The sequence below is a fragment of the Alkalihalophilus lindianensis genome (assembly GCF_032843265.1).
Lineage (GTDB): Bacteria > Bacillota > Bacilli > Bacillales > Bacillaceae_D > Alkalihalophilus > Alkalihalophilus lindianensis.
Genome location: NZ_JAWJBA010000002.1, coordinates 209045 through 229259 on the forward strand (window position 1 = coordinate 209045; position 20215 = coordinate 229259).

The 20215-nt window shown below is 40.0% G+C and carries 18 protein-coding genes; all 18 read right to left on the reverse strand.

Translation table 11 applies throughout. The annotated features are described in order from the left end of the window. Window positions 1–7: 7 nt before the first annotated feature. The 18 genes from RYX56_RS07770 to nirB all read right to left on the reverse strand — a co-directional run bounded on the left by RYX56_RS07770 (window position 8) and on the right by nirB (window position 20203). Window positions 8–703 (reverse strand): copper homeostasis protein CutC, encoded by a 696-nt coding sequence (locus tag RYX56_RS07770; RefSeq protein WP_317121505.1) that lies wholly within the window; start codon window positions 701–703, stop codon window positions 8–10. After that, window positions 693–2081 (reverse strand): leucyl aminopeptidase family protein, encoded by a 1389-nt coding sequence (locus RYX56_RS07775; protein WP_317121506.1) that lies wholly within the window; start codon window positions 2079–2081, stop codon window positions 693–695. Before RYX56_RS07775 ends, RYX56_RS07770 begins: the two co-directional genes overlap by 11 nt. A 191-nt stretch (window positions 2082–2272) precedes the next feature. Further along, a complete protein-coding gene (locus tag RYX56_RS07780; protein WP_317121507.1) occupies window positions 2273–3241 on the reverse strand; it encodes an ABC transporter ATP-binding protein in 969 nt (322 codons plus the stop codon). Beyond that, window positions 3223–4233 carry an ABC transporter ATP-binding protein gene (locus RYX56_RS07785; protein WP_317121508.1) on the reverse strand — a complete coding sequence of 337 codons (1011 nt, stop codon included), beginning with the start codon at window positions 4231–4233 and terminating at the stop codon, window positions 3223–3225. The genes RYX56_RS07780 and RYX56_RS07785 overlap by 19 nt, the downstream gene beginning before the upstream one ends. Window positions 4234–4248: 15 nt before the next feature. Continuing rightward, window positions 4249–5136 carry an ABC transporter permease gene (locus tag RYX56_RS07790; RefSeq protein WP_439108476.1) on the reverse strand — a complete coding sequence of 296 codons (888 nt, stop codon included), beginning with the start codon at window positions 5134–5136 and terminating at the stop codon, window positions 4249–4251. 33 nt (window positions 5137–5169) lie between these two features. Further along, window positions 5170–6093, reverse strand: a complete 924-nt coding sequence (locus RYX56_RS07795) for an ABC transporter permease (RefSeq protein ID WP_317121510.1) — start codon at window positions 6091–6093, stop codon at window positions 5170–5172. A 57-nt stretch (window positions 6094–6150) separates the two neighbouring features. Continuing rightward, window positions 6151–7722, reverse strand: a complete 1572-nt coding sequence (locus RYX56_RS07800; protein ID WP_439108477.1) for a glutathione ABC transporter substrate-binding protein — start codon at window positions 7720–7722, stop codon at window positions 6151–6153. A gap of 30 nt (window positions 7723–7752) precedes the next feature. Then, on the reverse strand, window positions 7753–8745 hold the full coding sequence (locus RYX56_RS07805) for an asparaginase (RefSeq protein WP_317121512.1): 993 nt from the start codon (window positions 8743–8745) through the stop codon (window positions 7753–7755). After that, entirely contained in the window at window positions 8742–9917 is a 1176-nt protein-coding gene (locus tag RYX56_RS07810) for an ROK family transcriptional regulator (RefSeq protein ID WP_317121513.1), read from the reverse strand. Before RYX56_RS07810 ends, RYX56_RS07805 begins: the two co-directional genes overlap by 4 nt. A 314-nt stretch (window positions 9918–10231) precedes the next feature. After that, the gene (locus RYX56_RS07815; RefSeq protein ID WP_317121931.1) at window positions 10232–11650 is read right to left on the reverse strand and encodes an NAD-dependent succinate-semialdehyde dehydrogenase; all 1419 of its coding nucleotides are present in this window, start codon (window positions 11648–11650) and stop codon (window positions 10232–10234) included. Between the two features lie 20 nt (window positions 11651–11670). Beyond that, window positions 11671–13053 (reverse strand): hypothetical protein, encoded by a 1383-nt coding sequence (locus RYX56_RS07820; protein WP_317121514.1) that lies wholly within the window; start codon window positions 13051–13053, stop codon window positions 11671–11673. Window positions 13054–13072: 19 nt separating this feature from the next. Then, a complete protein-coding gene (locus RYX56_RS07825; protein WP_317121515.1) occupies window positions 13073–14221 on the reverse strand; it encodes an iron-containing alcohol dehydrogenase in 1149 nt (382 codons plus the stop codon). Between the two features lie 163 nt (window positions 14222–14384). Beyond that, entirely contained in the window at window positions 14385–15992 is a 1608-nt protein-coding gene (locus RYX56_RS07830; protein WP_317121516.1) for a sigma-54 interaction domain-containing protein, read from the reverse strand. Window positions 15993–16119: 127 nt separating this feature from the next. Continuing rightward, window positions 16120–16482 carry a flagellar protein FliT gene (gene fliT, locus RYX56_RS07835; protein WP_317121517.1) on the reverse strand — a complete coding sequence of 121 codons (363 nt, stop codon included), beginning with the start codon at window positions 16480–16482 and terminating at the stop codon, window positions 16120–16122. Beyond that, the gene (gene fliS / locus RYX56_RS07840; RefSeq protein WP_317121518.1) at window positions 16482–16880 is read right to left on the reverse strand and encodes a flagellar export chaperone FliS; all 399 of its coding nucleotides are present in this window, start codon (window positions 16878–16880) and stop codon (window positions 16482–16484) included. Before fliS ends, fliT begins: the two co-directional genes overlap by 1 nt. A gap of 80 nt (window positions 16881–16960) precedes the next feature. Continuing rightward, complete coding sequence (locus RYX56_RS07845; protein ID WP_317121519.1) at window positions 16961–17314, reverse strand: flagellar protein FlaG; 354 nt, start codon at window positions 17312–17314, stop codon at window positions 16961–16963. A gap of 127 nt (window positions 17315–17441) precedes the next feature. After that, window positions 17442–17768, reverse strand: a complete 327-nt coding sequence (gene nirD, locus RYX56_RS07850; RefSeq protein WP_317121520.1) for a nitrite reductase small subunit NirD — start codon at window positions 17766–17768, stop codon at window positions 17442–17444. An 11-nt stretch (window positions 17769–17779) separates the two neighbouring features. After that, complete coding sequence (nirB, locus tag RYX56_RS07855; protein WP_317121521.1) at window positions 17780–20203, reverse strand: nitrite reductase large subunit NirB; 2424 nt, start codon at window positions 20201–20203, stop codon at window positions 17780–17782. Between the last annotated feature and the right edge of the window lie 12 nt (window positions 20204–20215).

Here is a 20215-nt window from a genome sequence, read left to right on the forward strand (position 1 = left end):
GAGAATGTTACTTTTCTCTACTTATATTTGTTATTTTATAGAATGTGTTTTTGTCAAACCCTTCTGCAAAAAGTCGATTCTTACGCAAGCCACTGCCGAAATGATATTCTTCTGCGCCAACACAAGCATGAATTTTTTCAAAGTTCTCCCCCGTAAGTCCTGCTCCTGGGATAATTACCGGCCCATTAAGTTCCAGCGATAATTCAACCAACTTTCTTAATCGATCTCTCCCTTTCCAGCAATTACTTTCACCACCAGAGGTTAGTATTCGTTGTATATTCTTCTTATAGGACACTAATATCTTGTACGCTTCTATCTGAGATGCAACATGATCAAAGGCACGATGAAAAGTTATATCCAATTCATCGTAATAATGAATAACCTCGTCTAATAACGACTCATCCACTGTGTAATCTTTATTAAGTGCACCTAGTACAATTCGATTTCCTCCAAGACTGAGTAACTCATAGATATCCTTAGAAATAGTGGCTTTATCAGCCTCTTCATAAAAAAAGTTCCGGCTATGAGGGCGTATCATAACTTGAACTGGAATAGATACACTTCTTACTACTCTTTTCATTGTGCTATAGGCAGGGGTTAAGCCACCTTCTTCTATGCTGGAAACTAATTCAAGCCTGTCAGCTCCCAACTCCTCCGCTTCCATTGCTTCTCTTTCATTTTGAACAATCACTTCAATTAACATCGCTAATCCTTTCACATTGAACTAATTCTGCCAATAATCTTACGCCAAAGCCAGATGCTCCTGCAGTATAGTAACATTCTTCTTTCCATGGACGAACAGTATTTGCCATATCAATGTGAATCCACCGACAATCATCTGAAACAAAGTTCTTAAGAAACATCGCAGCAGTAATCGCTCCTCCATATATGGACGCACTCATATTATTTAAATCAGCTGTATCACTTTTCAATAATGATTGATAATCTTCAACCAATGGCATGGGCCAAACATAATCGCCAGAACGAGCTCCTATTTCTTTTAGTTCCCACAGTCTATCTTCATCATCACAAAAAATCCCAGCTTTTTTCAACCCAAGGGCATGCCCAATACTTCCAGTAAGGGTTGCAATATCAATAATGTATTTTGCTTTAGCAGCTGTGGAATATAAAATGGCATCTGCTAGAATAAGTCTCCCCTCCGCATCTGTGTTTCCTACTTCTACAGTCAATCCGTTCCTGTAAGTAATTACATCAGAAGGGAGGTACGCTTCCTCTCCGGCTACATTTACTACAAGAGGAATGACGGCGAGGAGATTTCCTTTGTAATCAAGATCTGAAAGCAGTTGAATCGCTCCAGTGACTGCTGCAGCTCCGCCCATATCCATTTTCATTTCACCAATATCTCTTCCTGTTTTCACGTTCGTTCCGCCAGAATCAAAGGTGACTCCTTTACCAACTAATGCAATAGGGTCACCCGCTCCATTATTTAACCTTAATATAGCGACATATGGTGATCTACTGCTCCCTTTACCTACTACATGTACGGCGTGAAAACCAGCGTCTTCTAGACCATTTATATCTATTATTTCTACTTCCACCTTTGTATCTTCAAACATCTCTTTTAATCTCTTTACATAGATTTCCGGTGTCAGTTTATTCGCAGGTTCATTGCAAAAATCTCGAGCAGTATTTATCGCACGAGAACGAATAATTGCCATATCATTGCAAGTATCATAACTTTCACCCTTCATTTTGAGCTGCGACATTTGTTTATTTACATTTTTCTGCTTATATTTGTTAAAGTTGTACCCTGCTAAATACCAGCCTTCTAAAAAGCAAGTTACAACTTCCTTTTCGTTCATTTCTTTGGCTAGTTTTAACAAGCTCTGGAAATCCATATTGACTTCTTCTACATTCCATTTGTTTATTTGTCTACGAGTATGGCCGCCTAAATAGCGTATATCTTCCCTTGTAATTCTATCTTTTTTCGTGCCTAAATATAAATATGCTTCATTCTCTTTATGAACAAACAAAGTCTTCCCAAACAAAAAAATGTTTTCATTACGATATGATTTAGGGATTTCTGATAAAGAACCTACCAAAACGATTTGAACATTCACTAGATTAACCCCTTTAAAAGTAAACTTTAAAAACGAGATTCCATTAAAATATAGATTTTATCTAGATAAAAGGTCTTATAAACGGATACATTTAATAAAAAATCTATTTTACGAACTACGAACTGGTCTAAGAAACAAGTAAATCTATTATTTGAAATGTCCGCTTTTCATGGTATTCAACAAAATTCTGCTTAATATAAATGACATGCAACTGAATGTCCTTCACCCAAATTGACAGCTTGTGGCACTTTTTTCTTACAAACATCCATCACTACAGGGCATCTTGTATGAAATTTACAGCCACTAGGGGGGTTAGAAGCGCTTGGTATCTCACCACTAAGAAGAATTTTTTTTCTCTTCAATTTTGGATCCGGTTTAGGAATAGATGATAATAGAGACTTCGTATAAGGGTGCTTAGGGTCGTTAAATGTTTTACTTTTAGGAGCAACTTCTACTAAATTCCCTAAATACATTACACCCACCCGATCACTAATATGCTCAACGACACTTAAATCATGGGAGATAAATAAGTAAGTAAGTTTGTATTCATCCTGTAGATCCTTCATTAAATTTAGAATTTGTGATTGAATAGAAACATCTAAAGCAGATACTGCTTCATCTGCTATGATTAATTCCGGCTGTAAAATAAGTGCACGAGCTATACTAATCCTTTGTCTTTGTCCTCCACTAAACTCATGGGGGAATTTATTTAAGTGGAATTCATCTATTCCGCACTTTCCTAGTAATTCAATTACCCTCTCTAATTTTTCCTTACTAGACATTTTAGGAAAATGAATGGTTAATGGCTCCATGACGATATCTTTTACTCTCATTCTTGGACTTAGAGACGCAAAAGGATCTTGGAAAACCATTTGCATTTTTTGTCTGTATTTCTTCCATTTTTTCTCGGGCAGACCGAGGAGGTTTTTCCCATCAAAAAAAATTTCACCATTGTCAGCTTTTATCAGTCCATTTATTAGTCTCCCTGTTGTAGATTTGCCACATCCGGATTCACCAACTAATCCAAATGTTTCTCCTCTATTAATTGAGAAGGATATGTTGTCTACAGCTCTTACATAGCTTTTGGTTTTAAACCAACCTTTACTAAGAGGAAAATACTTTTGAACATCTTTCACATCAACTAATATCTCTCTTGACATACCGAAACCTCCTCTCCAAAATCCTCTATTTCTGTCTCTAACCAACACCTTGAAGCACGCCTACCCATTGAGAGCAAATCGGGTTCCTTCTCAAGACAAACTTCCATTACTTTTGAACATCTAGGTGCAAACTTACATCCATTTGGCATATCACTTGGATTAGGAACAGTTCCCCGAATGGAATTTAGTTTCTTTTGATTCGATCCAATTTTGGGGATTGATGCTATAAGGCCTTGGGTATATGGGTGCCTTGGGTTTTCAAATAACTCTTCCGTTGTAGCTTCTTCTACAATTCTACCTGCATACATAACGATAACCCGGTCACAAACTTCAGCGACTACTCCTAAATCATGAGTAATTAGTAATATCCCCATTTGAGTTTTCTCTTGAATTTCCTTTAACAAGTTCAAAATTTGAGCTTGTATTGTAACATCTAAAGCAGTGGTAGGCTCATCAGCAATCAGTAAGGAGGGGTTACAGGAAATCTGCATAGCAATCATGACCCTTTGTCGCATTCCACCGGAGAGCTGATGCGGATATTCCTCCATAATATCCTTGGCTCTTGGAATCCCTACTAATTCAAGCATCTTGATCCCGTGAGCTTTAGCCTCTCTCTTTGACATCTTCATATGTAGTGTGATGATTTCCATAAGTTGCTTACCTATTTTTAAAACAGGATTTAAAGAAGTCATTGGTTCCTGAAAGATCATTGCTAATTCCTTGCCCCGGTATTTCCTCATTTTCGATTCTGACTGTGCTAACAAATCAACCCCCTTATAGATAACCTCCCCGCTCATAATTTCTCCTGGAGTATCATGCAAGAGTCTCATAATTGATAGAGATGTTACGCTTTTCCCACTTCCAGACTCACCGACCAGTCCCACGATTTCACCTTCGTGAATCTCAAAATCTATTCCACTGATGATCATCTGAATGTGTTCTTCTTTTCTAAAACCCGTTTTTAAATTTTTTACTTCTAGCATTTTACTCATCCTTGGTCCATCTCCTTAACTTTTGGTTTTAGGGTCCAATACATCCCTCAAGCCATCACCTAAAAGATTAAATGCAAGCACGGTGAGGAAAATAATTAAACCTGGGAAGAAAACTAGATGGAAGGAAGATCCGATATAATCTCTTGACATACTCAACATCGCTCCCCAATCCGGAGAAGAAGGTTCTGCGCCAAGTCCTAGAAAGCTGAGGCTTGCTGCAGATAAAATAGCTGTCCCTACATTCATCGTAAAATAGATGATTATAATTGGAACCGTTTCCGGAAAGATGTGCTTAAATAAGATCCTTCTTTTACTAGCTCCAATAGACTTTGCAGATTCTACAAAAAGCATTTCTTTCACTTCCAGTGTTGCTCCTCTTACAATACGAGCGAATGAAGGGAGACTAAAAAACGCGATGGCTACAACTACATTCCTCAAGCCTGGACCTAAAATTGCTACAATTCCAATTGCCAATATCAAATCAGGAAAAGCAAATAACACATCACAAAATCTCATAATTGCTTTATCCACCCACTTTCCAAAGAAACCACTGACTAGTCCTAGTATGGTTCCAGCGGTAGCCCCGAGCAATACTGCTGAGACACTGACAGATAAGGAAATCTGAGCACCAGCAATGATCCTTGATAAAATATCTCTTCCATATTCATCTGTCCCAAAAAAATGATTAGAAGATGGAGATTCGAGTAGGTTTGAATAATTTGGTTCTGCAGGATCATATGGAGTTAGTAATGGGCCCACTGCTACTAACACGAGCAATAAAATAATGAAATACAAAGAAAGTAACGCCGGTTTCTTTTTTCTGAAAGATTTCCAGAAGTCATACCAACGGCCTCTTGATTTTCTATCAGTAACAACAGGCGTATGAGAAGTTTCCAACGGCATGTTCTTCATAGGTTGTTCACCTCCTATATTTAACTACTCATACCTAATTTTCGGATTGAAGAGACTGTATAAAATATCAACTAGTAAGTTGACTAAAATAAATTGAACGGAGAAAAATAAAATTAATGCTTGAATAACTGGATAATCACGGAAATGTATAGAATCAATTAGCAATCTCCCTAATCCTGGAAAACTAAATACTGTTTCCACGACAACAGACCCGCCAAGTAAAAATCCAAATTGAAGACCTGCCACAGTAATCACAGGGATTAAAGAATTCTTTAGCGCGTGGCTAAAAATAATCGTTCTTCCGCTGAGACCCTTTGCTCTTCCTGTACGAATATAATCTTGCTTTAATGTGTTAACTAATGAGGACCTTGTAAACCTCGCAATCATCGCCATGATACCTGCACCTAATGCAAAAGATGGTAATATGTAACTTTTCCACCCTGCGTCAGCTCCCCCTGTCGGAAAGAGTCCAAGGTGCACAGAAAACAATTGAATACAGACTAATCCAACCCAGAAGTTAGGTAAGGATATCCCTGAAACTGCGGTTAACATCCCTAAACGATCAGGCCATTTATCACGAAATACAGCTGAAACGACTCCTAATAAAATACCGATTATAAGTGCCCAAGTAATGCTTAGAAAAGTAAGTCCTAACGTTGGCATTATCCTATCTGCGATTAAACTACTAACAGGAGCTCCTGATTTAACAGAAAAACCTAAATCACCTGAAAGTAATGAACTTAAATAAGTTAAATATTGCTGCATTAACGGCTGATTTAAACCAAGAATTTCCCTTATTGCCTCAATCTCCTCTAATGTTGCTTCCTTACCAGCAATGAGCCGAGCTGGATCACCGGGAATTAAATGAATAAACATAAAAATAACAAAAGATACAACGAGCAAGAGAGGAATTAAAGCTACGATTCGTTTAATTAGGTATTTCCACATTGTAATCACACCTTTAATTAAAGGGTGAGGCTGATATGCTCAGCCCCCCTCATTTAATTATTTTAAATTAGCATTTGTAATGCTGATTGAACCGTCAGGAAGTACATATACTCCTTCGAGTTCTTTCTTGTGTCCAGATAAAATCGTGTCTGTTCCTAAGAAAATCCAGGGAGCATCTTTATAAACAGTACTTTGAATATTTGCGTAAATTTCTTGTTGTTCATTCTGATCTACTGTACTATTTGCTGCATCAATCCATTCAGACACTTCACTGTTATTATAATAAGCAGTGTTAGCACCGTTTGGCGGGAAGTATTCGCTGTGGAACAAAGAACGAGTGGCTCCATCCGCATCACCAGAAGATGGTGACCAGCTTACATACCACATTTGCAGTTTAGCTTCTTCTGGTGTGTCAGGAGTATATATTTCATCAGAAAGCGTTCCCTCTTCCATTGATTTAATTTCGACATCGATATCAATTTGAGCAAGTTGTTGTTTAATAAATTGCATCCCCGTACTAGTTTCTGAGCTTGTGTTACCCCAAATTTCTGCTTCAAACCCATTTTCATAACCAGCTTCAGCCATTAGTTCATTTGCCTTCTCTAGATCAAAAGCGTATGACTCCTGTTTAGAATAATATTGGGTTTGAGACGACATAGTAGAATCAAGATAATCACCGTATCCATTCTTTACAACTGCTAAAAATGCATCTTTATCAACGGCATAGTTCATTGCTTGACGAACTCTTTCATCGTTATAAGGTTCTTTAAATGTGTTAATAGACACATATCTTGCAATGGTAGAAGGAGTTTCTTCTATAATTACATCTTCACTTCCGTCAAACTCGCTCACGTTGTTTTGAGGTACAGGGTAAACAAAATCTGCTTCACCTGTTTTAAGCATCGCTGCACGAGCCCCATTTTCAGGTACTGGCCTGAATGTCACCTTCTCTATATTAATATCATTTGCTCCCCAGTAATCCATGTACTTAGTTACAGTTAACGAATCTCCTTGATTCCATACATCAAACATAAAACGGCCTGTTCCAACTGGATTTAACGCAAAGTTGCTTTCTGATTCCATGAACGCTTTTGGGCTTGCAATAGGGATCATGGCAAACTTATTCATCATCGCACCAAATGGCTGACTTAATGTGAATTTGATTTCATGCTCACCCAAAACTTCAATAGATTCTAAATATTGAAGATTACGAGCAGCTCTCAGTTCTTCCTCTATTACTCTTTCAAAGTTGGCTTTTACAGCCTCAGCATTAAATGGCTCTCCATCATGGAAAGTAACACCTTCTTTTAATGTAAAAACATATTCAAGCGCATCCTCGCTCACCTCATAATCCTCTGCTAACACTGGAACTACATCCATATTTTCATCAAAACCTACGAGTCCTTCATACATCGACCGAATACCAAAAATAGATACGGTATCTCCTGCATCATGCGGATCCAATGTAATAAAGTTCTGATCAATAGCAATGGTAATATCATTGCTCCTATCAGTTTCCACAACTCCATTTTCCCCCTCATTGTTTTCGTTGGAGACATTCCCTTCTACATTTTCATTTGAGCACCCTGAGGCAATTAGCAATAATACAATAAAGATAAACATAAACATCCCTAATTTTTTCCCCACATAAAATCCCCCTTATAATAAAATCTTTGTTTCTCCAACGATGTCACCGTCATCATTTAAGATATGTTTGGATCTAATTGATAAAAGATTGTCGATCGTTTCTCGATTTTTGTAACCTATTTTTTCTAATAATCTTGCGACGATGAGAGGCCAAAGTAATTCAGTGCCACTAAGTACTTTGATGGCGATACTTATCTTCTCTTCTTTTAATGCTAAGCAATAAACTCCTTGTGCACCCCCTTTAGCTACGATATTGTTATCCTTCAGCAAAGCAGTGCAAATAAAATTATGAGAAGCTACTATCTCTGGGTGTGCATTCATCGTGTTGGTTATATTAACAACTGCATTAGCTGTAGGAGTATCAATTATTAGATTTGGAACAGCAAATTTCAAATAGGAAGTTGCCATATTTTTTAGAGGGACAGCATGGACTGGAATTCCGCAACCATCAACCGCTGTAGCAAGTTTTTCTTTAGGTAATTCTGCAAGCTCAGCTACATATTGAAGGATTTCTTGTTGTAGTGGGTGTGCTATTTTTTCATAGCCTGATAATGGATACCCATTGTCTCTACAGTAAGCAAGAAATCCTAAATGCTTACCAGCACAATTATGTAAAAGCTTTCTCTTTGGCTTGTTTTCGCAAATGTACTTTATCTTTGGTTCCTCATTTAATGGATAGCTGTGTCCACAGACTAGAATTTCCTCTGGAAAGTTAAGTTTTGTAATAAGACTCTGTAAACTTTCTTGTTGATAGAGCTCTCCTCGCTGTGATGCAGTGAACAATGCAGCTTCCTTTTTCGTAAGTTGATAATCTCGGATAACATTAGAACTAAATACCGGTATAGCCTGCAACGGTTTCATCGCCGATCGATACAAGACCAACTGACTGGTATCACCTTGGGAGTAAACGATTCTTTTCTTTTCATCGACAATACATACTAATCCTTGGTGTGTATTCTCTAGAAGCCCTGCCCTAAATTCCTGTACCAATGTAGTATAAGTCATTTACTAAGCTCCCCTATCAGATCAATATCTTTAATAAATTTGTTTTGGACACTTTTTGCAGCTCCCATAACTACTCCTAAACTTCCTGTCTCAGTTATTCGCATTTCAAACGTACCTTTCGCAGTTGGCCAAACCATACTCTTGTACTTATCGAGTATGCGTTCTTTTATTGGATTGTAATTTTCTACAAGACTCCCGGCTAATACAACCACATCTGGATTAAAGGTACACACTATGTTATTTATAGTGACGGCTGTATAAGTAACTGCTTTATTAAGAATATTCTCTGCCCAACTTTCCCCATTTTCAGCTTCATCAACTAACTCTTGAATACTCATGAGTTTCTTTTTTTTCGACGCTTCAGCCAGCAAAAAAGATTCAGCAATGTACGTTTGCAGGCAACCAAAGTTACCACATGGACAATAGACTCCAAAAGGGTCGACAATTGTATGTCCTATTTCCCCAGAAAAATTCGCTTTCCCACGAAAAATTTCTCCTTTATTAATAAGGGCAGAGCCAACGCCACTCCCAAATCCAAGCATTACCATACTATCAATTGTCGGATCAGCAATCTGGCTATACTCTGAAAGCGCTTTTAATTTCAGTTCATTGTCAGCATAAACAGGTAAGTTAACTCTCTCTTGAAGTAAGCTGGATAAGTTTATGTTTTTCCATTCAAGTTGTGCAGATAATTCAACATAACCTAAATCATGAGAAATAACACCCGGCAACCCAATACAAATTCCTGCAATCCGACTTTCTTCTAAAGATTTAACCTCGATAATCTGTTTAATTTCTTCTCCGATGAAATGAATAGTTTTCATTGGATCTCTATTTTCATGTTTGTATGATTTCTGCATTAGGAGTTCTCCTACAAAATTCATTACTCCAATTCGAATAAGCTCCTTATCTATCTCTACACCAAACGAAAAGACGGCATTTTCATTTGGAATAAAGTAGTTCGCTTTCCTCCCAACCCCTCTATTAGTGGTATTGATCTCTTTAATGAGATCCATTTCTAACAGGGAAGCTACAATTCTTGATGCAGAAGTCGGACTCATATCAGTTTGTTTTGCTATATTGGCCCTCGATATCGGACCCTCATTTAAAATCAGGCTTAAAACTAAATGATGATTTTCTTTTTTCAAAAAATCTTGGTTTTTTATTTTCATGACATCACCTTTACTAACACCTTGTTATTAATTATCCATTAAAACACTAATTTTTTTTGATTTTTTAGTGGATTTCTTTTATTTATTAATTATATTCTCCAGTGGTGTTATTAATAATATATTCCATCAAGCAAGCTAAGTCAAACAATTTTTAGAATATTTAATCTAATTAGAGTGGTTTTTTATTTCTCTGTTTGATTCCACAAAAAAGCATAAGCACCTATAGTCATTGTTTCTAGAAACATGAAAAACCCGAATAGAGGACACTTTTGAAAAGTATCCTTTACTCGGGTCGTCGCCTTACTCGCTCCCCATTAAAGCCCTAGAGAAACATACTTAATTTCCAAATAATCGTCTAGGCCGTAATGACCTCCCTCTCGTCCGATGCCACTTTGTTTAAAACCACCAAATGGCGCTTGCGGAGTTGATGGCAGACCGTCATTCAACCCGATGATTCCATACTCAAGCGCTTCAGTCATACGGATGCCACGTGTGATGTTTTCGGTAAACACATAAGCAGCCAGTCCATATATTGAATCATTGGCACGCTTGATGACTTCTTCTTCTGTTTTAAAAGTAGTCACAGGTGCAAGTGGACCAAATGTTTCATCGGTCATGCAGATCATTTCATCGTTCACTTGAGATAAGACCGTTGGCTCCATAAAGAGCTGACCTACGAGATTACCTCCTACCTCGATTTTAGCTCCTTGTTTAACTGCATCTTCAATATGCTTTTGGACCTTTTCAACAGCAGCTTTATCAATAAGAGGCCCGATATCGATCCCTTCTTCTAGTCCATTTCCTATGCGTAGCTCTCTTACTTTAGCCACTAGCTTCTGGATAAATGGCTCGTGAATTGATTCATGAACATAGATTCGATTCGAGCAGACGCATGTTTGACCTGCATTTCGAAACTTCGACCCAATGACTCCTTCGACGGCTTTATCTAGATCCGCATCTTTAAGGACGATCACAGGGGCATGTCCTCCGAGCTCCATCGACACTTTCTTCACCGTGTCTGCTGCTCCTTTTAGTAACGTTTTACCAACCTCCGTTGACCCGGTAAACGTTAGCTTGCGAATTCGATCATCCTCTAACCACACCTTACCGATTGCCCTTGAATTACCCGTCACAAGATTGATGACTCCTTTAGGAATTCCAGCTTCTGAAGCAAGTTCGACCATCTTAATCGCGGTAAGAGGTGTTAAATTAGCCGGCTTTAAAACAACAGTACATCCAGCCGCTAATGCTGGCCCCACTTTTCTTGTAATCATCGCAGCTGGAAAGTTCCATGGCGTGATCGCGGCGACCACTCCGACCGGTTGCTTATGAACAAACAATCGCTTGTTTCGCTGGGTTGCTGGAATCGTTTCACCGTAAATACGCTTGGCCTCCTCTGCATACCAAGCGAAGAATCCATTTGCATAATTCATTTCTCCTAAGGCTTCCTTAAAGGGCTTCCCTTGTTCACGAGTCATCACTTTAGCAATTTCTTCTTTATTTTGATCGATCAAATCATGCCATTTTCTAATCAGCTCCGCACGTTCGTAAGCTGAATAATGTGACCATTCTTGAAACGCGTCAAAAGCTGCATCTGCTGCTTCCCTCGCCTCCGACTCTCCTCCATTTGAAACCGTTGCGATCACTTCTGCTGTAGCTGGATTCGTCACTTCAATCGCTTCTGATTCATGACCTACCCACTCACCGTTGATAAAATGCTGATAGTGTTTCATCATACCCACTCCTCTATTTATCATTGAGCTTTTTTCGTACGCTCATATTCAAATTCTTCTTTTTCGTCATCACCTTTAAAGAAATCTTTTCCGTAGACAACTAGACAAAGAATGATTCCTACTGCGAAGGCCCATGTTGCACCTTTCGTGGCAAGAACGGCACCTATAATACCTGCAACCCCTAAATCACGTTGACTTCTTGCTTGCATAATTCCTACGCGAACACTTACATACCCTTGAATAAGAAGGGTTAAAGCCAGAGCAACCCCAAGAATTGGTTCGACTAAACTAACGACCGGTAACAATAAAAGTCCTGTATTCGTTCCCCAGCGGAATGAACCAGATCCACCAAAAATAGAATGCATGGCTTTCTTTCCGTCTTTGTACCGTTCGATGACCACGACTTGCATCGCTGCCCATAACGGTCCGCACATCACAATGTCCGGTCCAAAGATTCCCATCGTCGCATTACGACCACCAAAAATTAAATGAGCACGGTTCGGGTCGTAATCGATTTTTTCATCTTTTCGAATCTCATCTGCTTCACTAACAAGTGCTTTACTTTGCAATACATCACCAAATAACACGATATACGTAGCGAGTACAGTCGGAATTGAAGAGATAAACATCATCAATGGCGGAAAACCTAACCCAAATACAGTAAACTCCGTGAACAAAGTGGCAAAATCAGGGTTACTGAATCCCCACTGAATTTGCGGCCAAGATGCTTCACCCGCTAACGGCGCAATAAAGATCGCTAATAAGATAATCGGGAAAATCCCTAAGTTAGCAAGAACACGCCATACGCCACCCCTTGCTTTCAGCTTGGCGAAATGTTTGGAGAAAATAAGATAAAAAGCTACTACACAAGTAATACTGATCGTGATCGGAAATAACTCGAAGCGTCCTCCCACTTCAAAAATAGAAATGACCGCTGCAAAACCTGCTCCTAAAATGACACCTGCTTTTAAAGCATTCGGAACTAATTTCACGACTTTACTAGCTAGTCCTGTCACGCCGAGGAATATCGAGAATATCCCTAAGGTCAATTGAAAGGCGATCAATGCATAGATCCTCTCATCACCTTCAGGAAATTGCGTTACAAATAAAATCATCAATGGAATCGCTGGTGTAATCCAGCCTGGTACGACAGGATCCCCAAGTAAATGATGCGTTAAATACAATAATCCATTTAAAATAACGACTGCTAATGCCACTTCAAATGGCATTCCTAAGTATTGAACCATTAATGGAATCGCAGCTAAATCGACCGCACACATGAGTAAGCCTTGGAAGTAATCAGGCAACTCAAATCTGTAATGAAGAAAAGGCAACCTTAATTTAAACGGACCAAGCGGCGTATAAGGTGTTTCTTCACCATCTTTTCTTTTCTTCCATAACATCTCTATCCCCCCTTACCTTTTAATACGCAGATTGATAGATCAACTCAATGTCCTTAACCGAGAACAATCGAGGATTATTTTTTAAGAGGCGATCAATTTTACTTGCATCTTCCGCCATCGATGGAATGTCGTCTTCTGGCACGTCGAATGAACGTAATCCACTTGGGATATTAACAGCCTCACACAAAGTCTTCATCGCACTAACTGCTACGTCAGCAGCTTGTCTATCTGAAAGCTCTCTTACATTTTCACCTAAGGCAATCGCAATATCTCTAAATCGTTCGAGACATCCAATTTTGTTCCATTCCATCACATATGGGAGCAAAAGAGCATTGCTTACTCCATGAGGGATGTTGTATCTCCCACCAAGAGGATATGCTAGAGCATGAACCGCTCCTACTCCTGCATTTCCAAACGCCATCCCTGCCATTAAACTCGCCGTTGCCATATTTTCTCGTGCTTTCATATGGTTCGGGTTGGCATAAGCTTTTGGTAGATTCTCCGTTATAAGCTTCATTGCTCCAATGGCCAAGGAATCGGTGATCGGAGAAGCATTAACCGAAATATAAGCCTCAATCGCATGAACAAGCGCATCGACCCCACTCGCAGCCGTCACAGATGGCGGCATCGTAAGCGTCATTTCAGGAGCCACAATCGCTACATCTGGCAACATGTAGTCGCTTACAATTCCTTTTTTTAATTGGGCTTGTTTATCAGAAAGAATGGCAATATTCGTCACTTCTGAACCTGTGCCAGCTGTTGTCGGGATCGCAATGATCGGATACCCTTTTTCCGGAACAAGATCGGTCCCAAACAGTTCTTCAATTTCCCCGTCGTAGTTGGCAAATACAGAAACACTCTTCCCTATATCAAGAGCACTTCCTCCCCCAACGGCAATGACTCCATCATGATTTCCCTTTTTAAAAATAGATGTACATTCTTCCACGAGCATAATCTCAGGTTCAGGCTTTACTCCACTATATATATCACTTGTAAGGCCTTTTAATTTAGATTGAACTGTTTCAACGACGCCTATCTCGACTAGGATTTGATCCGTTACAATTAATGGATTTTTCATCTCTAACCTTTGTACTTCTTCTAGTAATCTTTCAGTTGACCCTTCACCTGTAATCAACTTATTCGCACTTTTAAATGTTGAGATATTCAATGCATACGCCTCCTTCTTGCTTTTGTTAAATGCAAGAGACGTGCCAACGTTTAAAATATTTAGAAAATAAAGATCAGAGAAGTGCATTCACGATAAAGGAGTATTTTTCCAGCTGTATTTTTTGAGTAGAATACTAATCAAAATAAAGAAATTGATTAAAATTCTACTCGTCACGTTCCCACTTTTTCATCTTTTGAACGATCGTTGACTGACTCACTTGTAACACTTCGGCTGCTTTTCGAGTCGTTTTATATTTCTTCAATGCTCTCATAATTAACTCTCGTTCCAGTTTCGATATCGCCGTTTTTAAAGGGAGAATCTCTTCAGTATCCAGGTGGTCCTTATAGGAAGTACGACATTCTTCAGGAATATGCTGCACGTCAATAACAGGATCTTTTGTTGTCACGACTAGCCGTTCCACTACATTGATTAATTCACGAATATTCCCCGGCCAACGGTATTCTGATAACGTATCCAATGCCTCAAGCGAGAATTGCTTGTCATAGCCATATTTTTCGTTGCATTTTTCTAAATAGTAATCGATAAGTGGAATAATCTCTTTTCTTCTATGGCGTAAGGAAGAAATCGTCAAAGGTACCACACTTAATCGATAATACAAGTCCTCTCTAAACGTCCCCTGAGCCACCATCTCTTTTAAATTTTTGTGAGATGCGGCAATCACCCTGACATCAACATGCTTTACCTCGGTTGACCCAACAGGAATAAATTTATTTTCTTCGACGACTTTTAATAATTTCACTTGCAGTTCAAGCGGTAAGTCACCTATTTCATCTAAAAAGAGCGTTCCTTCATGAGCTAATTCCATTAATCCTTTTTTCCCTTTTGCAGAAGCCCCCGTAAATGCCCCGGCCACATAGCCAAAAAGCTCTGCTTCAATTAATGCTGCAGGAAGGGCTCCACAATTCAGTTCAAAAAAAGGCTGCTTTACTCTGTTGCTCTTTTCATGAATAAACTTGGCAATTAACGTCTTACCTACACCCGTTTCCCCTTGGATCAAGACTTTCACATCTGTTTTAGCGATACGTTCTGCTAGCTCATAGATCTCAAACGTTTCTTCACTAATAATCGATGAATGCAGAATCTCATGATACATATCACTGTTCATATCTTTTGCACTTTGGCGAAGTGACTTTACCTGCTGCAATTCTTCGATCTCATGCTTTAAGCGCAATAGTTCTGTAATATCTCGAACACTATTAATCACGTATAACACTTGTTGATCTTCTGCAAAGATGGGGGTCCCTGAGACAATGATTTTCCGCTCATTTTTAATCGTTTGCATTCTCGTGATCGGACGCTTCTCTTTTAACACTTCAATAGAGACAGACTTTGAAATGAATCCTGCTTTTTCAAGGTCTTCCATATGGTAGCCAACCACTTCTTGTGCTTTGATCCCTGTAATCCGTTCATACGCCCGATTAACAGCTACTGTCACGCCATCTTGATTCGTGATGTAGACACCGTCATAGAGGGAATGAATAATTTCTTCAAAGACATGGCTTTGAATGAGCTTGGAATAGTCATTTTCTTCGATCGTCTTAGGAAGTGGCTGCAATTCGATTAAGTCCTTCCGGTCAATTAAACGTTCAATTGAATGGTCAATCCCCTTTTGTTGAATCGCTTCATTTAACGCACTCAAAGTAAGCAATCCGATGACCTCTCCATCGTCATTTCGAACCTCCAAGTACTCATTTCCTTCAGACGAAAAAAGGGCAATCGCCTCTTCTATCGAGTCAGACATTTTCAACATAAACCATCACTTCCTTCAACATTCCTTTTTCATAGTATAACCTAGCCAATCATAAACGAAAGGAAGATATCACCAACAGTACGCAAACCAAAAAAGCGCAAGTCCCTATCAGGAACCTGCGCTCACCTTACACCCCTCGCTTATCAAAAAACACACCATCAGCGGTGGGGCCGTCGTAAGGATTTTCATATCTTCTTCCTGTCTGCTTCTTCACTTTCAGCTCGGAAAGATTGGCTTGAATGTCACTACGAATTACCGAAAGCCGCACGTTCAGCTTCTCGTTTAATTTCACCAGTTCATCTCCAAGCTTCTTCTCACTCTCCGTTAGAGAGGTCCGCTCGATTTTCATAATAAGCGCCTCGCGACTAGCAAGCTGCTTATCAATGCGTGCGATAAATTGATCACGGGCATCATCGTCTTCCGGAAGAGGCTCTAAGGCAAACTGATAGAGTGAACTTGTCGCCACGTAAAGCTCTTTGACTACAGACATTACGCTTGTCCACCAGCACCGTGACGCTGCTTACGATCAAGCATAATCACTTCTTTCCATGTGTCACGGAACTCAACAACAAGCTCTTCTGCTTCTGTTAGCGCCTTTGGATCATTTTTCACATTCGCTTCTACTAGACGATTTAAAATGTAATCATACATCCGCATCATGTTCTGACCGACTTCATTGTCCGTTTTCAAAGTAACCATTAACTCACGGATAATATTTTGAGCTTTTGTTGAATTAAGATTGCGCTTTTCCAAATTATTCTCTTCCATTGCCGCACGTGTAAATTTGATAAATTTCAAGCATCCATTATATAACATCAATGTTAACTCCCCTGGGGAAGCTGTTTTCATTGCATTTTGTTTGTAAGCTGACTGCATATTTGTCGCCATCTAACGTCACCCTTTCCAATCGATATCCTTATGGTGATGATACATTGTTTATATCGGCTAGATTTTGGCAGAGTTAAGAATTAAATTCGCTCATCGACAATTAATCCGGCATGCTTGAGCATCGAGGCTACCATATCTAGAAACTGTTCAGGTGGGATTTCCTTTACGACTTCTTCCGTTTCAAGATCGACCACTTGCACATAAAGGCGATCCAAGTCCTCATGAACATTGAACTTCACTGAGGTTAAACTCGACTTTAACAGCTCATTCATGCTCTCTACCTGGTCATCAAGTAACTCCTTTGAGTGATATTGCTTTCGCTCTTCTCGTACGTTCTCAATCCCCTTTTGGATGAGATCACTCGGTTTTTTTTCGGATGTCGTTTTTTTCGACCAGTCTGGAATTTGTGATGTAGCTGAACTTTGAATTTCCATACGGCACCTCCGCGGCAGACGCTTTTTTCTTTATTATCGGTCTGATTGCCACACTATTTAAGCAAGAAGATCCCTTCAAACGAAAAAAGAAGCTGCTCAAATGAGTCAGCTTCCTTTTACAATCCCTTTAGTCGATAAAAATAAAGACGTTCTCACCCTCCGTTTCGACGTCATATCTTTTCACACAACCATGGTCCGGGGCTTGAACGAGTCCATCGCGCACATTAATTTTTCTGTCATGGAGCGGACAAAAGACGTGCTCGCCACTGACAATGCCTTCTGATAAAGGGCCGCCTTTATGAGGACATTTATTTTCGACCGCGTGGATACTCTGATCTTCTTGTTTAAAGAGGGCGATTTCAATTCCGTCTACTTGCACTCGTCTTCCAATCCCCACTGATAAATCATTGCTTTTTGCTACTAGCACCTTATTCACACTGTTTACTGTACTCATTTTACCCCTCCTTAGACCAACGTCACTTGTTTTTTCTCGTATTCTTTTTGCTTATCTTTGTTTTCAATAATTTCTTTCCAAGGGTCCTTCCCTGTTGCTAGGGCGACTTCTAATCGTTCAATTAACTCCCTGCGACCTTCCGTATCTTCAAGCACGACTTCCTTCATATGATCGAGACCAACTCGCTCGACGAAATGAGACGTCCGCTCTAAGTACCTCGCATGCTCACGGTAATATTGAAGAAAGGCGCTGATCGTATCAATGATTTCTTCCTTTGTTTTCACTTTGCAGAATAAGTCGCCACCTCGAAGATCAACTCCACCATTTCCCCCAACATACAGCTCCCATGCCCCTTCGACACCAACTACACCAAAGTCCTTAATTCCTGACTCGGCACAATTTCGGGGACAAGCAGAGACAGCCATCTTCACTTTATGAGGGGTATTGATGTATTCAAATTTCTTCTCAAGCTCGATTCCAAGTCCGATTGAATCCTGTGTACCAAAGCGACAGAACTGCTCACCGACACAGGTTTTGACGGTACGAAGAGCTTTCGCATAAGCTGAACCTGATCTCATCCCTAAATCATCCCATACCTTAGGAAGATCTTCTTTTTCGACCCCAAACATATCGATTCGTTGTCCACCAGTCACTTTCAGCAAAGGGATACTATACTTATCCGCAACATCAGCAATTTTACGAAGCTGCTCAGCGTTGGTGACGCCACCATACATTCGAGGTACGACTGAAAACGTTCCATTGTGATTGATGTTGGCATGAACGCGCTCGTTGACAAAACGAGAAGACGGATCATCGGCATTTTTAATCGGATCAACCATTTGTAAATAGTAATTTATGGCCGGCCGACACTTCGAACAACCTTCGTCTGACTCCCAGCCGAGTACATTCATCACCTCTCGAGGATGCGACAAGCCAAGCTCGCGAATCTCAGCCACGACTTCCTCATGCGTATACTCCGTACAACCACACATCGCCTCTTTTGCGTTACCCACTTCTTCACCTGTTGTGAGAGCTAGGAGATCTGCAACAAGTGGTTTACAGCCCCCGCAAGACCTTCCTGCATTCGTACATAGCTTCACTTGGTCCACTGTGGTTAATCCTTGGTCTGAAATCGCCGAACAGATCTCTCCTTTTGAGACCCCATTACAGCCACAAATCGTTTCCCCATCAGCCATCGCCACGACTGGACTCACTTTGGATTCTGATCCACTCTCAGAAGGTAAGATCGCCACTTTACTCATTTGAGAAATATCTTCCCCGCTTCTCATCATATTCAGTAAGCGAGGAGAGTCTCCCGTATCGCCAAAAAGGACGGCCCCGACGACTTTGTTATCTTGAACGACCACTTTTTTATACAGGCCTTCAAATTCATCATGAACGCGAATCGCTTTTGTTTTCTCATTATCTTGAAACATGCCTGCTGAGAACACATCGACACCCGACACCTTTAGCTGCGTATACACAATCGAACCTTGATAACCAGGCTCAGATGTTTTTTCCGTTGAGCAAATATGTGCCGCTAACACTTTCCCTTGTTCATAAAGGGGAGCAACCAATCCGTAGGCGATCCCTCTATGCTCTGCACATTCGCCTACTGCATACACATTCTCAGCACTTGTCTCCATGTAGTCATTGACGACAATTGCTCGCTCCGTTTTCAAACCACTCTTCTTTCCAAGCTCAATATTCGGTTTAATCCCAACTGCCATGACGACAAGATCGGTATCAATGCTCGTTCCGTCTGTAAAACGAACCTCTTCCACTCGCTTCTCACCAAGAATTTTTTCCGTATTTTTCTTCAGGTGAAATGTCATTCCTTGAGCCTCTAGTTCTTCTTGTAGCATTTTCCCAGCTGGCTCATCAAGCTGCCTCTCCATTAAAAAGTCACTAATATGAATCACATCAACATGCATGTTTAAATTGAGGAGGCCACGTGCTGCTTCAAGTCCCAGAAGACCACCACCGATGACGACTGCCTTCTTATAATTCTTAGACGTTTCAATCATCGTCTCGCAATCTTTGATATTACGAAACGCAATGACGCCTTCTTTGTCAGCACCAGGTAAAGGTAGCATGAACGGATTCGACCCTGTCGCAAAAATCAATTTATCATAGGTACAGGCTAGACCGCTTTGACTGTAGACGACTTGCTTTTTCGTATCGACTTTGATGATGGGGTCACCAGTATGCAACGTAATATTGTGCTCTGCATACCACTCATATGAATTTAGAACGATATCATCAACAGTAGAATCCCCTTGCAGAACCGAAGATAGCATAATCCGGTTGTAATTCGGATGCGGTTCTTCTCCAAAAACTGTCATACTGAAGCGTTCAGGATCTTTCTTCAGAATCTCTTCTAACGTTCGAACTCCTGCCATACCATTCCCAATAAGCACTAGTTTCTCTCGCAAGTAAAACCTCTC

What these genes read in the sequence shown, in the direction of transcription:
- RYX56_RS07790 (WP_439108476.1), bottom strand. Translation starts at nt 5,136, where the DNA reads ATGCCGTTGGAAACTTCTCATACGCCTGTTGTTACTGATAGAAAATCA.
- RYX56_RS07830 (WP_317121516.1), bottom strand. Translation starts at nt 15,992, where the DNA reads ATGTTGAAAATGTCTGACTCGATAGAAGAGGCGATTGCCCTTTTTTCG.
- RYX56_RS07795 (WP_317121510.1), bottom strand. Translation starts at nt 6,093, where the DNA reads ATGTGGAAATACCTAATTAAACGAATCGTAGCTTTAATTCCTCTCTTG.
- RYX56_RS07820 (WP_317121514.1), bottom strand. Translation starts at nt 13,053, where the DNA reads ATGTTATGGAAGAAAAGAAAAGATGGTGAAGAAACACCTTATACGCCG.
- RYX56_RS07800 (WP_439108477.1), bottom strand. Translation starts at nt 7,722, where the DNA reads ATGTTTATGTTTATCTTTATTGTATTATTGCTAATTGCCTCAGGGTGC.
- RYX56_RS07815 (WP_317121931.1), bottom strand. Translation starts at nt 11,650, where the DNA reads ATGAAACACTATCAGCATTTTATCAACGGTGAGTGGGTAGGTCATGAA.
- RYX56_RS07805 (WP_317121512.1), bottom strand. Translation starts at nt 8,745, where the DNA reads ATGACTTATACTACATTGGTACAGGAATTTAGGGCAGGGCTTCTAGAG.
- nirD (WP_317121520.1), bottom strand. Translation starts at nt 17,768, where the DNA reads ATGAGTACAGTAAACAGTGTGAATAAGGTGCTAGTAGCAAAAAGCAAT.
- RYX56_RS07780 (WP_317121507.1), bottom strand. Translation starts at nt 3,241, where the DNA reads ATGTCAAGAGAGATATTAGTTGATGTGAAAGATGTTCAAAAGTATTTT.
- RYX56_RS07785 (WP_317121508.1), bottom strand. Translation starts at nt 4,233, where the DNA reads ATGAGTAAAATGCTAGAAGTAAAAAATTTAAAAACGGGTTTTAGAAAA.
- fliS (WP_317121518.1), bottom strand. Translation starts at nt 16,880, where the DNA reads ATGGCGACAAATATGCAGTCAGCTTACAAACAAAATGCAATGAAAACA.
- RYX56_RS07810 (WP_317121513.1), bottom strand. Translation starts at nt 9,917, where the DNA reads ATGAAAATAAAAAACCAAGATTTTTTGAAAAAAGAAAATCATCATTTA.
- RYX56_RS07845 (WP_317121519.1), bottom strand. Translation starts at nt 17,314, where the DNA reads ATGGAAATTCAAAGTTCAGCTACATCACAAATTCCAGACTGGTCGAAA.
- fliT (WP_317121517.1), bottom strand. Translation starts at nt 16,482, where the DNA reads ATGTCTGTAGTCAAAGAGCTTTACGTGGCGACAAGTTCACTCTATCAG.
- RYX56_RS07770 (WP_317121505.1), bottom strand. Translation starts at nt 703, where the DNA reads ATGTTAATTGAAGTGATTGTTCAAAATGAAAGAGAAGCAATGGAAGCG.